The organism is Acinetobacter sp. UC24323 (genome assembly GCF_024151445.1).
In the GTDB taxonomy this organism is placed as follows: domain Bacteria; phylum Pseudomonadota; class Gammaproteobacteria; order Pseudomonadales; family Moraxellaceae; genus Acinetobacter; species Acinetobacter baumannii.
Genome location: NZ_JAHIBY010000015.1, coordinates 21565 through 36284 on the forward strand (window position 1 = coordinate 21565; position 14720 = coordinate 36284).

A 14720-nucleotide genomic window follows, 5' to 3' on the forward strand; every position below is an offset into this window, starting at 1 on the left:
TGCTGTCTCTTTAGAAAACACGCGTTCTATTGACCAACAACTGCTATATATTTGAATTTAGAAAATTTAAATAATTAGCTCTTATAACCCGCCGGATTCTGCTTTTGCCAATTCCAGCTATCCTTAAGCATATCTTCTAAACCGTATTGAGGTTTCCAGTCCAACTCAGCAACTGCACGAGCATTGTCAGCAAAAGAAGTCGCAACATCCCCTGCTCTACGTGGAGCGAACTCAAAAGCAACAGGTACGCCATTCACTTGTTCAAAGGTATTTTTTACTTGTAAAACAGATGAACCATTACCTGTACCAATATTCCATGCACGGCAACCTTGCGCCTGTAGACGGTTATTTAAAGCGCATAAATGTGCATTCGCCAAGTCAACAACATGGATATAATCTCGCACACCTGTACCATCTACTGTATCGTAATCATTACCATAAATGGATAATTTTTCACGACGACCAACAGCAACTTGAGTCACATAAGGCATTAAATTATTTGGGATACCTTGCGGGTCTTCACCAATACGCCCACTCTTATGTGCACCTACTGGGTTAAAATAACGTAGTAAAGCAATAGACCATTTAGAGTCAGCTACTGAAAGTTTTTGTAATAATTGCTCAACAATTAGTTTTGTATATCCATAGTTATTACTTGGCATACCTGTTGGCATTTCTTCATTTAAAGGAGAGGTATTTGCTTCATCATATACTGTCGCAGAAGAGCTAAATACTAATGTATAAACACCAGCTTTCTCCATTGACTTCACCAGTTGAATACTCCCTGCAATATTATTATCAAAATAAATAAGCGGTTTTTCCTGGCTTTCACCCACTGCTTTTAAACCTGCAAAATGAATAACCGCATCAATTGTATGCTCTTGAAACACTCGATCAAGCTCGTCAAAATTCCGAATATCACCCTCCACAAAAGTTAAACTTTTTTGAGTAATCTCTTGAACTCTATTTAAAGATTCTTTTGAGCTATTTGAAAGATTATCAAATACAATAACTTCATGGCCTGCTTCTAAAAGCTCTACACAAGTGTGTGAACCAATATAACCTGCACCACCTGTAACTAAAATTTTAGCCATCGACTTTTCCTAATAAAATTTTAATCAAACCACGTGTTGAAGCATCAAGTGTTGAAAGATCATTTTGAGCACCATTTAAAATTGGAAGTAACTGATCAGCAATCTGCTTACCTTTTTCAACACCCCATTGATCAAACGGATTAATATTCCAAATTACCGACTGAACAAATACCTTATGTTCATATAAAGCAATTAACATCCCTAAACTATATGGATTTAGTTCTTTTAAAAGTAATGTCGAACTCGGCTGATTACCTTCATATTGTTTATAAATTGGTAAATTCTTTAGTTCAGCTGAATCCAAAGCTTCATTACCAAAAGCCAATAAACGTGATTGCGCCAAACAGTTTGAAAGTGCAAGATGATGTTGCTCAACTAATGCTTCAGCATTTTCTACATAAGTAAAATGATCTGCATTATAACGTCTTATAGGAGCAATAAAATCACAAGTTACTGCCTGAGTTCCTTGATGGAGTAACTGGTAAAATGCATGCTGAGCATTTGGGCCAACCTCACCCCATACAATTGGGCAAGTGTCTAATTCAACTTTTTGTCCATCACGTTGTACTGACTTACCATTAGATTCCATTTCAAGCTGCTGCAAATAGGCTGCAAAATATTTTAAACGGCCATCATAAGGTAATACAGCATGGGTCTGTATATTTAAAAAATTATTATTCCAGACCCCTAATAATGCCATGAGAACCGGTATATTTTGCTCAAAGCTTGTATTTTGAAAGTGTTCATCGACAGCATGTGCACCAGCTAAAAGCTGCTGAAACCCATCAATCCCAACTGACAATGCAATAGGTAAACCAATACACGACCAAAGAGAATAACGTCCACCTACCCACTCCCAAAGCAGCAACTGGTTTTCAGGAGCAATTCCCCATTCGGTCATTTTATCAGCTTTTGTAGAAACACCAATAAAATGACTTTTTACAACGCGTTCATGTTTTCCTAACGCTTTTTCAAGCCACTGACGAACTGTTTGTGCATTGGATAAAGTATCAATAGTGCCAAATGACTTTGAAGAAATAATAAATAAAGTCGTTTCCGGACGCAGTTGATGGAGTAAGTCTGATAACTGGCTACCATCCATAGTCGAAACAAAGTGTACATTAAGTGGTTTGGCAGTTTTTACTTTAAAATCGCATAGTGCATGGGTCACCATTTGAGGTCCTAAATCGGAACCACCTACACCAATATTAACTACATCCTGAATCACTTCACCCGTAGCACCGCGGTATTGCCCAGCATGGATTTTTTCAACCAAAGCGTACATACGCTGTAATTGAGTATGAACCTGTTTTGTGAGTTCGGGAAATTTAGAATATTCCAATGGTAAACGTAAGGCCCAGTGCATAGCTGCACGCTGCTCAGTACAGTTGACTTTGTCTTGGGAAAATAAGCGCTCAATCCAGTGAGTTAATTGTTTCGTCTTTGCTAAAGCAAACAATTGTTCTAAAACACTTTTAGTTATACGGTGTTTACTATAATCAAAAACCAATTGATCGAACTTTACCGAATAGTTTTGAAAGCGGTCTTGCTCGGCTGTAAATAATTCTTTGATATGTAATTTTGAATTCTTCTCAACCAAGGAATGAAGCTGTGCTATAGGCGAGACTAACTCTTTAGGAAACTTCTCGATAGATTTATTCATAATCGACCTACTCCTTCATAAGCGAAACCTTTTGCTTTCACATATGCCGGATCGTAAATATTACGCCCATCCAAAATAAGAGGATGCTGCATTAATTGTTGCAACTGTTTAAAATCAGGGCTCCAATATTGTTTCCATGCCGTCACTAAGCATAAAGCATGGGCACCCTGTACGGCTTCATATTGATCAGCACATAAAACTAGATCTTCGCGATCTCCATAAGTTGTTGCAATCTCATCTAAGGCTTGCGGGTCATGCAAACGCACTTTTACCCCTTGTGCCCATAATGCAGCTAACAAAATATGAATAGGTGAGTTATGAGTACTAGAGGTGTTTTCCTTAAATGAAGCCCCCCAGATCGCAACAGTTTTACCGCTCAAATCACAGTGATAATAATTCCATAATTTACGGAATAAAATTTCTTTTTGTTGCTCATTAATCGCCCACACTTGCTCTAGCAACTGACTTTTAGCCCCTGTTCCAGATACAGTACTCGAAAGCGTTAAAATATCATGTGAAAAGTTTTCACCACCAAATCCAACACCTGCCGACAAATAGGCTGCACCAATACGTGTATCTGCAGCAATACCATGTTTTACATTAGCAATATCAATACCGAGTTTTTCGGCCACCATCGCCAAATCATTCATGTAGCTAATACGGGTTGCCAACATTCCCGAAATGCTGAGCTTTGTAAATTCAGCATCTAAAATTGGCATAAATAAATATTGATAGCTAAAACGGAAAAAAGGACGTAACAGCTCTTGCATAGTGTCCTGAGCATAACTCGATTCAACACCAACAATTACATGTTTTACGTTCAGCACGCTATTAATCGCATTTCCTTCTTGAATCACATCAGGAAAATAAACCCACTCATCTTTTGGCAAATGTTGTTTTAATTGATTCGTACCATGTAGACCAAAAGTAGAGCCATTGATCATTAAACGTGGATGAACTATCGGGCGCTCACTCAACTTTTCAACTGTTTTTAAAGCAAGCTCGATTTGTGTTGGGCTAAAACAAAATAAATAAACTTCAATATCTAAAGGAATTTCAGAAAAAGGACTTTCTTTTAAAAAACCTGCTTTTCTCTGTTTATTTAAATAATGATTAACTTCTTGATCTTGATAAGAAAGTATAGAAATGTTTTCTTCACAGGTGACACTTGTACACCAATAGATCTGATTGCCATATTCAGCTAATAATGCTGCCATTACACCAGCATGTAAGGTGGTTCCAAATACCGCGATTTTCATTGTACACCTGATTTTAATATTCTATAAAATTCTCTTCCCTCTCCAAGAAGAGAATATATTGCTCTGTTCATATATTTATTCGTTTTTACAAATAGTTAAGCAAAGCTACAAAATTTTATAATTTAAGCTCCTGAATTAACTGTTTAAAATCATTTCCTAACTTAGGGTGTTCAACTCCATAGTGTAGTACAGCTTTTAAATAGCCAATCTTACTACCACAATCAAACGTTTGACCTTGCATACGATAAGCTTCAACAGTATCTGTTTCTTGAAGCATTGCAATTGCATCAGTTAACTGAATTTCATTACCCGCACCTTTCGGCGTGTTCTCAAGTAATTGCATAATCTTGGCAGGTAACACATAGCGGCCAACCACCGATAAGTTTGATGGTGCAGAGCCTACTGCGGGCTTTTCAACAATACCCTGCATAGCAATACTTTCACCTTCATTTGGGCTATGTTTTACATCCACAATCCCATATTGATCTACTAAATGGTCTGGTACTGCTTCAACCATGATTTGAGCAGCTTGGCTTGAGTTATAGCGAGAAATCATACGAGATAGATCATTTTGTCCAGAGCTATCTTTCACTAATACATCTGGTAATAGCACAGCAAAATCATCTTGACCGACAACACTCTTTGCACATAAAACAGCATGCCCTAAGCCTAAAGGCCGAGGTTGTCTTATACTTACTACACTCACATGCTCAGGCACAATTTGAGTAATCTCTGCAAGTAAATCGAATTTTTTCTTTTGTTCTAGGGTGGTTTCCAACTCAAAGTTACGATCAAAATAATTTTCAATTGATGCTTTCGATGAATGAGTCACTAAAATAATTTGTTCAATTCCAGCCTCTACCGCCTCGCGTACTACATATTCAATTGCAGGACGATCAACGACCGTTACCATTTCCTTTGGAATAGACTTACTTGCCGGTAGAAAACGTGTACCTAAACCGGCTACTGGTAAAACTGCTTTTTTGATCATAAGAAATATTTCAAGATATAAAATTTACTTTACAGATGAGTCGACATTTTCTTGGACGTCATTACCTTTAAATAGAGATGGTCCTACATGTCCTGGTGCATTAATACCTTCGCGTCTTAACATCACTTTAACTGTTTTAAACATGATTTTAAAATCAACCCAAACACTATGATTGTCTACATACCAAACGTCACATTTAAACCGTTCTTCATAATCCAGTTCATTACGTCCACTGACCTGAGCTAAACCAGTCATTCCAGGACGGACTTCTAAGCGACGTGCTTGTTCTGGAGAATATAAAGCAACAAAGTCTTTTAACATTGGACGAGGACCTACCACACTCATATCACCTTTTAAAACATTAATAAGCTGTGGCATTTCATCTAAGCTAGTAGAACGTAATTTCTGCCCAAATGGAGTAATACGCGCCTCATCTGGCAATGGATTCCCCTGCGCATCAAAGGCATCCTTCATCGAACGAAACTTAATCATTTTAAATAATTTTCCGTCCTTTCCAGGTCTTTCTTGATAAAAGAATATTGGTGAACCTAAATTTTTACGGACCTTATAAGCAACTATCAGAAATATTGGCGACAGTACGGTTAGAGCTATTAAAGAAATGACTATGTCTACTAAGCGTTTCATATTTTCATTCACTCATTTTTTAATATCTTTACGAAGAAAGGTATTATAAATTTTACCTAGCATATTTGCTGGCAACAGTCTAAAGGCAGACCGTATCAGAAACAGCATATTAGCATATACAGGATTTTGTAACTTTAGTTGTTTTTTTAAATCTAGTAACTGTTTTTCACTTTTAATATATTGGAAACCTTTACGACGGCCATGCATACCATTATCAATTCTTGCATAGACCAAAACATCAGCTAAGTTTTGAATTTTATAGCCTTTAGCAATTACTCTTAAAAAGAGATTATAGTCCTCCATCCATAAATGATGCTGGTAGCCTCCTACTTCAAGAATATGTGATTTTCGATACGTAATACTCATATTGTTAAAAGGACTTTGCTTCTTAGCGTAATTTTTTAATTCTTCATTTGATAAAGGAACTTTCCGCATCCCTGTAGGTGTATGAATATCTTCTACAAATTCGAGAATTTGTCCACCTATAATTGAAACATCGGGATTGTTTTTTAAAAAATCAATTTGCTTCTCGAATCTCTCCGATACATAAATATCATCTGTATCTACAATACATACAATGTCATATGTACATTCTTGCAAACCAATATTTTTTGCCTTACCTGTACCTACATTTTTCTCAAGCTTCTTAACATGTAAAATATTGCCGAGTTTTTCTTGCCACTGTGCAATCACCTTATCAAGTTCAGGTGTTAGAGGTCCATCCTCAACTAAAATAATTTCTGTAGGCTTTAAAGTTTGCTTATCCCAAATACTTTCCATACAAGCATTAAAGTGTGATGGATGCTCTTTGTGATAAATAGAGCTTAATACAGAAAACATAAAACTTTATCCTTGCAAGATTTTTTCATTCCAAATTTTTAAAATTTGTTCAGGTTGATATTTTTTAGCATTTAATAAAGATTCTTGTGAAAAACGATCTAATAAATTTGGAGATGAGGCTAGTTTTAAAATGGCTTCTGCCAATTTATCAATATTTTGATCTTCCACTAATAAACCATTTTGATTTTCTTGAATGACATCACTTGGGCCATATGGACAATTATATGAAACAATAGGTAAACCAAAGCTCTGAGCTTCTATTAACACCATTGGGAGACCTTCATATTTAGATGACATTACAAAAAAACTAGATCGTTCATAAACTTCTTTTACATTTGAAGTACTACCCTTCAAACTCACATTTTTAAGAAAGCGCTGGCTGATATAATTTTGTAGCATCTCTTTGTGCTCACCTTCGCCATAGATATTGAGTTGCCAATCAGGAATAGATTGATATATTTTCTCCCAAGCTTGAAGTAAATGGATATAGTTTTTCTGATCAGTTAAACGACCAATCGTTACAATTTGTTTATTATTATTTTGCGGTTGAGAAGCGATAGGAAAAGGAGAAAAATTAGGAATGACTAAAACATTTGAATGAAACTTATCAAATTGCACTTTATCATTTTGGGTCAGTGTTACCACTTGATCAATTTTTCGATATAGTAATTTGCTCAAAATTTGTATTTTTTGAGGCCGGCTGACAAAAGAAACATGTTCTAGGGAAACCAATTTCGTTACATTTGGGATAAAAGCACATAAAAGTGACAGTTTCCCCATATTATGGACAATTACTATATCGTAAGCAGAAGCAGAAATATGCATCTTGAGTTTTTTGTAAAACTGAAATAAGTTACCAGTCAAAGCTATAACATCTACATTCTCAGCAGTTGGATAAGCGGTATAATTTTTAACCGACTCTCTATTTAAAAGAGTAATATCATAATCAGGACTTACCGCCATCTTGTTCGCTAACTCAATAGCCACACGCTCAGAACCAGATTTATTTTTTAAAGAGTTAATTATAAAAAGAACTTTCATGAAAATTATCCCTTTAAAAGTAATTTAGAAATTATTCGTTTATATAAATATTGAGTTTGAAATCTAGACTTACAAACCGACATAATTAAAAATATAAACATTTTAAAAAACTTTTTATGTCCTTTAGCCATAAAAGCTTTTTGCAAAAGTATATTTGATTTATCAAAATTTTCTTTATATCCAGAATACTTTTTTAAATACTCTTGTACATTAAGTGAGCTGAAATTATCTTGACCTGTGATTACTCTCATTTTATAAAGATCAACTACGTAATTTGACATTAATCTTTGATTAAAACCAATTGTAGATGTCGTATTTCCATCACGAATACGTACAGAATATTCAAAACTATTCAAATTAGTAAAAAGTAAGCCTAAGGAATGCATTCTTAATAAAAAATCATAATCTTCAGCACCAGGAATCTCTCGATAGCCATTCAGTTGATTATAAACTTCACGTTTAGCTAACCAAATATGAAGAACTGGAGAAGCATACTTAATTGTCTTATTAATTATTTCATCTTTAATAGGCATTTCTTGTCTGCCAATAACATTATTATTAGAATCTATAGTATTTACATGGCTACCAACTAAAAAGTATTGCGGATTTTTTATTAAAAAATCTAATTGTTTTTCCAATCTTTCTGGAGCACTAATGTCATCACCATCCATTCTAGCGACAAAGTCTCCAGTTGCTTGTTCTAATGCAAAATTTAATGTTTTTACTATTTTTGAATTTTTACTATTTTTATAAAGTTTGATTCTTGAATCAATACTGGCCAAATTAGCAACTAAATTATATGTATTATCAGTGGAACAGTCATCAACTACAATTATCTCAAGATTTTTATATGTCTGATTACAAATTGAAAGAACAGCTTCATTAACAAAAGCCTCTACATTGTAAACTGGAATAAGTACACTAATTAAAGGAAAATTAGATTGCATGTTTTTTCCCACTCAAAGCCAATATACAAGCGATAGTTAAAATCATAATTGGGAACAAATAAAGTCCCAAAGAAAAGCCCATCATAAGAAATATGATGATAAAAAAAGTAAGATTTTGTCTAGTTTTTTTGCTTTTGCAAAAAAAATTAGAATAAAAAACACTAAAATATATAAAATATATAATTAATCCTAGAATTCCAGTTTCAAAAAGTAAAATGACCCAAATACTATGCGCACCAATATTAATAAGATCAAAAGTATGTGACAAACCCACGCCAAACAAATAATCCATAAATTTAAAATTTGAGTTCGCATAATTTATAGCAGATTCATAAATATAAAATTTACTTAAAAAACTTCCATCTGTAAGCATAGAAATATTTGCAACGATATAACTAAATACAGCCAACATAGACAAAATAAATACTGGTTTAAGAATTTTTCTAAACTTAGAGTATTCAAACAAGAAATAAAATGTGACTAATAATGCACCTAAAATTCCAGAACGTGAGAAAGTCAAAAGCATCAGAAAGCTCAACCAAAAAAACTGGAGACGCAACTTAAAAAGTAATGAAATAAATATTAGACAGAATAAATGAAGAGCAATATAATTTGAATCTGTAAAAATAAAACTATTAATTTTATAAGGATAAAACCAGCCTTCCCCTGTATCAGAAACTAAGCTAATATCATTTAACTCATAGATAGGATGAGTAATTCTCCATACCATTTCTATAAAAAAATAAAAAATAGATAAATTTAAGAAAATTTTAGCCTGATTTAAATTAACTTTTTTGATATAATAAAAAATAATTGGAAAAGAAAAAATAGATAAAATAGCATTGAGAACAACACCGGGATCTGATTTCAAAAAAATTAAATGTAATATAAGAAAAAAAACAAAAAGCATGCTTACTATTAAATATGCAATATTTAAATAGTACCTTTTATAAGTATAACCAAATAAGATCAGTAAAAATAATACTATATATACAGGCTTAATTAGTATATATTTAATAAAAAATATTGTTGAGAAAAAAATAAAACCAATATAGGCGTCTCTTATATTTAATTTAAGCTTCATTATAAATTACCCACCAATTCTGACACATAGCTTCAATTGAGAAGTAATTCTTCACCTTTTGAAAACAATTTTCCTTAATTTGATTTGCTAACACGGGTTCTATCTTTAACATTTTATCGATAATTAAAGAAAGTTCTTCGGGACAATTGGGTTTCGCTAAAAATTCATAATTTTCTGGTAACATTTCTCTCACACCACCACAGTCTGTTGAAACAACAAGACAGTTTGATGAAATAGCCTCAAGAATAACTGTAGGCAACCCCTCTGTATTACTTGAAAGAGCAAGCATATCAAATGCGGAATAATATTCATGTGCATTGGATAGAGCACCGAGAAAAGAAACTTTATCATTTAATTGCTTTTCAGATACCAATCTTTCTAAATTCTCACGTTCCGGCCCATCGCCAATAATAATTAATTTAAAATCAATTAAATGAATTCGTAAAATTGCCTCAATCAAATTTTTGACATTCTTTTCTGTAGATAATCTTCCAACATATCCAATGACTTTTATTTTTTCATCAATATTGAGATTTTTTCTAATTTTATCTCTAACACTTTGAGAAAAATAATATTTTTCAATATCAATACCATTATAAATAGGTTTTATTTTCTCTCTTTTTACAATATGTGAATTAATATAGCTCTCACAACTAGCTACACTTACATTTGTAACCAGTTCAGCTTGAGGGTTGAGGATTCTAAAAAAATTCATTCTTTTATAGAATTTTAATGTAGAGTTATACGTACCATGTTCGCTATTAATAAGCTTATAATTTTTTTTATAAAATAGGCTCAAAAAATCTACAAGCAAATGTGGATATAAGGTATGACTATGAACGACATCTGGTTTATACTCTTTTATGATATTCTTCAGCAAAAGTAGCCCTTTTAAAATATCACTAATAGAAGAGATATTTAAATGAATGACATCTATATCATTTATATTTATTTCATTTTTAGGAAATAATGTAACAACACGAACTTCTGCTTTAAAATTATCTTTTAAGCCCTTAACCAGATTACTGACAATACTGGTTACTCCCCCAAATGATAGATCAGGCACTATAATTAAAATCTTCATCACTTTACCTATTTACAGATACAATAATGAATTTAAATAAAATGCTAAATGCTTTAATATAATTTTTCTTATTTTTAAAATAATTAAATTCTTGCTTATATATAATTTTTAAAGCCTCTCTATAAAAAATATTATCTTTATATTCTGATATAATTTTTTTCATTTCTTTGCCCATAATTTCCATATTTTTCGAAAAATTATTTTCATGAAATCGATAAGAACAAAAAACTTCTTTCATATAAACTATATCAAATTCTTTTTCAGCCATTTTTAATAACATATACCAATCTTCAATTTTATAATCTGTGTTGTAACCCCCAATATCCTTAATCAAATTTAATCTAGCCATTTGTGTAGAAGCAGGAAGGTCATGCTTATTTAAAATTATTTCTTTAAAAGTATATGTTTTATCAGGGTGAACTCTTATATCTACAATTTTATTTTCATCATTTATTAATTCAATACCACCAAAAACTGCTGCAACATGCTGATTTTCATTTAAAAAAAACACCTGCTTTTCTGTCTTGTTTTCTTTCATTAAATCATCTGATGCAATTACAGAAAAATATTCGCCTTGGCACCACTCTAATGCTTCATTCAGTGTTGATGTTAAACCTTTATTCGGTCTATACCTAAATTCAAAATCAGTAAAACGTTCTTTACACTTATCTAGCATTTCTTTTATTTTTGAAACAGAGTTATCTTTCGAACCATCATCAATAATAATCAGCTCTATATTTTCATAGCTTTGATCTATTACACTTTGTATACAATGCTGTACAAAATTTTCATGGTTATAACAAGGTATAACAATTGATACTAAAGGTTGCTGCACACTACTCATATCGTACCCTTTTCTTTTAAACTTTTAAAAACACAAATACTCATTATAAGCCAGTAAATTCCATAGTTAATCAGATGAGCAATAGATACACCTTCAAAACCAAAAAGCTGAGTACAGATATAAGTTAATAATATTGAAGTAATTGCAAATATAATCTCAGTAGTTATAAATAATTTCGTCATAGCTTTACTCAACATTAGATATGCAAGTATCCAGCTACCAATTTTTAAAGAGTCACCTATCATCTGCCAAAGAAACAAATCACGCATAGGTAAAAATGTTTTGGTAAATAAAATAGCTATAATCCAGTCTCTCAGGATATACACAGTCAGACCACCTAAGGCAGCTAATGGAAATATGAACTTATAACCAGTGTAAACTTCTGCCTTTATCTCCTTAATTTCTGATAGCTCAGAAAGTCGAGGTAAATAATATACGCCTAAGGTTGTTGTGATTAACATAAGATATGCTGCACTTAAACGGATCATGGCTTCCCAGTATCCTGCATATGTTAGACCATATTCATAGGTTAAGTAACTTCGAATAACCATTTGAGAAAGCGGAACACATATTGCACTGACCAAGGCCATTAAAGCAAAAGCAGCAAAATTTTTGGCTACAGTTTTATCTATTTTTCCAAACAGATAAGTCAACTTAAACCATTCTGATTTATAACATAAAAAAAGAGTCACTAAAAAAGCTAATGATTGATAAATTGAAAGAGCAACCAGAGCGCCATATAAATTATATTTTATTGCTAAAAGGCTTGTGACAGCTAAAGAAAAAATACTGCCTACAATATTGGCAATAACTAATCTTAAAACTTCTTTTTTTCCATTTAAAATAGCTAAAAAAAGTGCATTAAAAGTAAAAAATGTCAGAAATACAGCAAACCAAACAAAAACCGTTTTATAAAGATCAGTATGAAAAATATAGAGTGAAAGTTGTTTTTGAAAAATTAGAATAATTAATGAAAAAATTAAGCTAAAAATTAAGACAATACTTCCTGCTGTTTTCCATATATTTCGTTGTTTGGATTCATCTTCATAATACTCTGCCGTATATTTAATAACTGCAGTATTAATTGCACTACCAGCAAAGGTGGTCACCATTTGTATAAAATTTTGGAACTGGCCAATAGCCGCATAACCAGCTGGACCAACATAAATAGCTAAAATCTTGTTTAAAATAAACATCGTGGCCGTTTTAATTAAAACAGCCACGCCATTTAGTACACTTGTTTTTAGTAAATTCATTTTAGACTTTAAAATTATTACAAATCTGAATTACTTTCTCAGCCTCTTCCACGCTTAGTGTAGGACCAATAGGTAAACTCATCACTTCAGCATGAATCTGCTCAGATACAGGATAACTTAAATCATTCCATTCTTTATAAGCCTGTTGCTTGTGAGGGGGGATAGGATAATGAATTAAAGTTTGAACGCCTTGTTCAGCCAAATACTTTTGTAAAGCTTCACGATGCTCAGTACGGATCACAAATAAATGCCAAACATGTTGCTGATACTCTTCAGCATTTTTCTCAGCTAATGGTAATGTAATTAAAGGATTTACTATATGCTGCAAATATAATTGCGCAATTTTACGGCGATGAGTTATTTCTTGATCTAAATATTTTAATTTAATATCTAGCATGGCAGCTTGAATTTCATCAAGACGACTATTTACACCAGGTACTAAATTTTTATATTTTTCATGAGAACCATAATTACGAAGAGCACGTAACATTTGTGCAAGTTCTTCATTATTAGTGGTTACAGCACCAGCATCCCCTAATGCGCCTAAATTTTTACCAGGATAGAAACTGAAACCCGAAGCATCTCCCCAGTTTCCAGCTTTTATTCCATTAATTTCAGCACTATGAGATTGAGCAGAGTCTTCCAAAACAAGTAAATTATATTTATTAGCAATTGCCATGATTACAGGCATTTCTGCCAATTGTCCATATAGATGAACAGGTAAGATTACTTTCGTTTTTGGAGTAATTACAGCTTCAATCTTGCTTGGATCGATATTATAAGTATTAATATCCGGTTCAACTAAAACTGGAGTTAGGTTATTTGCAGTGATTGCTAAAATACTCGCAATGTATGTATTTGATGGGACGATTACTTCATCACCATCATTTAGTTTCCCCAACTCTTTCCATGCTCGAAGCGTAAGAATCAAGGCATCTAAGCCATTTGCAACTCCAATTGCAAATTTTACTCCACAATATTCCGCAAAGTTTTGTTCAAATTGAGCTAGCTCATTTCCGCCTATGTACCAGCCAGAGTCTATAACACGAGTGCAAGCCTCAATGAGTTCTGCACGATATTGACTATTTATACTTTTTAAATCTAAGAAAGGAATCATTATTTCACATAGCCTTTAATAATTGCAGGATTTCCTACTACAATTGCATTTTCTGGAACATCTTTAGTTACTACTGCGCCTGCACCAACCAATGCATTTCGACCAATTCTTATACCAGGTAAAATGGTAGCATTACCACCAATACTTGCACCTTGTTCAACTATAGTTTTTAGAAACTCATCGGGATATTGCTTTGAACGGGGAGCCTTATCATTTGTAAAAGTAACGCTAGGACCAACAAAAACGTTATCTTCTAATGTAATCCCATCCCATACATATACACCTGATTTAATTGTGACGTTATTACCAATTTGTACATCATTTTCAATCATAGTATGGGCACAAATATTACAATTTTCTCCAATAACCGCTTGTGGGAAAATCACACTATATTGCCAAACTTTTGTTTTTTGACCAATATTTTTAGATTTAACATCGGATAATGGATGAATATAAGGCTGATTTACTACACGCAGAAACTCATCATAATTTCGAATATAATCTTGCTCTGTAAAGTGTTCACTTGCTAAAACTAGTAATACACAATCTTCTGAAAAGTCATGCATTTCACGCCAGATCAATCCTTCAATAACCAAACCCTGGATTGGGTTATCTAAAACAACTTCTTCTTTAGTAGAACCATTATCCAGAATAAATCTACAGCTACCTTTCAAACATATTGCAACTTGTTTTAAATCAATATGAGCATGAAAGCCTCGCGGTTTTTGCGACGTATTAAAGATGTAATACAAACGTTTCACATCAAAAGGAATTGACTGATTAGATTCAATCGCAACTAAACCACCTCGTTCATCACCAAAATTCGGCAAGTCAATTAATTTTACAAGGCTCATT

Annotated in this window: 14 protein-coding genes; all 14 read right to left on the reverse strand. The window is 32.9% G+C overall.

The window, feature by feature from the left end; translation table 11 throughout:
* Positions 1-74: 74 nt before the first annotated feature.
* A complete protein-coding gene (galE, locus tag KNQ97_RS17050; protein WP_001062909.1) occupies positions 75-1094 on the reverse strand; it encodes a UDP-glucose 4-epimerase GalE in 1020 nt (339 codons plus the stop codon).
* Positions 1087-2757, reverse strand: coding sequence for a glucose-6-phosphate isomerase (gene pgi / locus KNQ97_RS17055; RefSeq protein ID WP_253612507.1), 1671 nt, complete (start codon positions 2755-2757; stop codon positions 1087-1089). Before pgi ends, galE begins: the two co-directional genes overlap by 8 nt.
* Positions 2754-4016: a nucleotide sugar dehydrogenase gene (locus KNQ97_RS17060; RefSeq protein ID WP_000686132.1), complete on the reverse strand. Its 1263-nt coding sequence runs from the start codon at positions 4014-4016 to the stop codon at positions 2754-2756. The genes pgi and KNQ97_RS17060 overlap by 4 nt, the downstream gene beginning before the upstream one ends.
* Positions 4017-4131: 115 nt before the next feature.
* Positions 4132-5007, reverse strand: coding sequence for a UTP--glucose-1-phosphate uridylyltransferase GalU (gene galU, locus KNQ97_RS17065; protein WP_046879570.1), 876 nt, complete (start codon positions 5005-5007; stop codon positions 4132-4134).
* Between the two features lie 24 nt (positions 5008-5031).
* Positions 5032-5652 (reverse strand): sugar transferase, encoded by a 621-nt coding sequence (locus tag KNQ97_RS17070; protein WP_004735659.1) that lies wholly within the window; start codon positions 5650-5652, stop codon positions 5032-5034.
* Between the two features lie 12 nt (positions 5653-5664).
* Positions 5665-6492 (reverse strand): glycosyltransferase, encoded by an 828-nt coding sequence (locus KNQ97_RS17075; RefSeq protein ID WP_000493221.1) that lies wholly within the window; start codon positions 6490-6492, stop codon positions 5665-5667.
* 6 nt (positions 6493-6498) lie between these two features.
* Positions 6499-7533 (reverse strand): glycosyltransferase family 4 protein, encoded by a 1035-nt coding sequence (locus KNQ97_RS17080; RefSeq protein ID WP_000865875.1) that lies wholly within the window; start codon positions 7531-7533, stop codon positions 6499-6501.
* 5 nt (positions 7534-7538) lie between these two features.
* Positions 7539-8480, reverse strand: coding sequence for a glycosyltransferase family 2 protein (locus KNQ97_RS17085; RefSeq protein WP_032061770.1), 942 nt, complete (start codon positions 8478-8480; stop codon positions 7539-7541).
* A complete protein-coding gene (locus tag KNQ97_RS17090) occupies positions 8470-9564 on the reverse strand; it encodes an O-antigen ligase family protein (RefSeq protein ID WP_228130653.1) in 1095 nt (364 codons plus the stop codon). Before KNQ97_RS17090 ends, KNQ97_RS17085 begins: the two co-directional genes overlap by 11 nt.
* A complete protein-coding gene (locus KNQ97_RS17095; RefSeq protein WP_032061772.1) occupies positions 9554-10648 on the reverse strand; it encodes a glycosyltransferase in 1095 nt (364 codons plus the stop codon). Before KNQ97_RS17095 ends, KNQ97_RS17090 begins: the two co-directional genes overlap by 11 nt.
* Positions 10649-10652: 4 nt before the next feature.
* Positions 10653-11492 carry a glycosyltransferase gene (locus tag KNQ97_RS17100; protein ID WP_253612508.1) on the reverse strand — a complete coding sequence of 280 codons (840 nt, stop codon included), beginning with the start codon at positions 11490-11492 and terminating at the stop codon, positions 10653-10655.
* Positions 11489-12748, reverse strand: coding sequence for an O-antigen translocase (locus tag KNQ97_RS17105; protein WP_253612509.1), 1260 nt, complete (start codon positions 12746-12748; stop codon positions 11489-11491). The genes KNQ97_RS17100 and KNQ97_RS17105 overlap by 4 nt, the downstream gene beginning before the upstream one ends.
* A gap of 1 nt (position 12749) precedes the next feature.
* On the reverse strand, positions 12750-13865 hold the full coding sequence (locus KNQ97_RS17110; RefSeq protein WP_046879562.1) for a DegT/DnrJ/EryC1/StrS aminotransferase family protein: 1116 nt from the start codon (positions 13863-13865) through the stop codon (positions 12750-12752).
* Entirely contained in the window at positions 13865-14719 is an 855-nt protein-coding gene (locus tag KNQ97_RS17115) for a WxcM-like domain-containing protein (RefSeq protein WP_079400927.1), read from the reverse strand. The genes KNQ97_RS17110 and KNQ97_RS17115 overlap by 1 nt, the downstream gene beginning before the upstream one ends.
* Between the last annotated feature and the right edge of the window lies 1 nt (position 14720).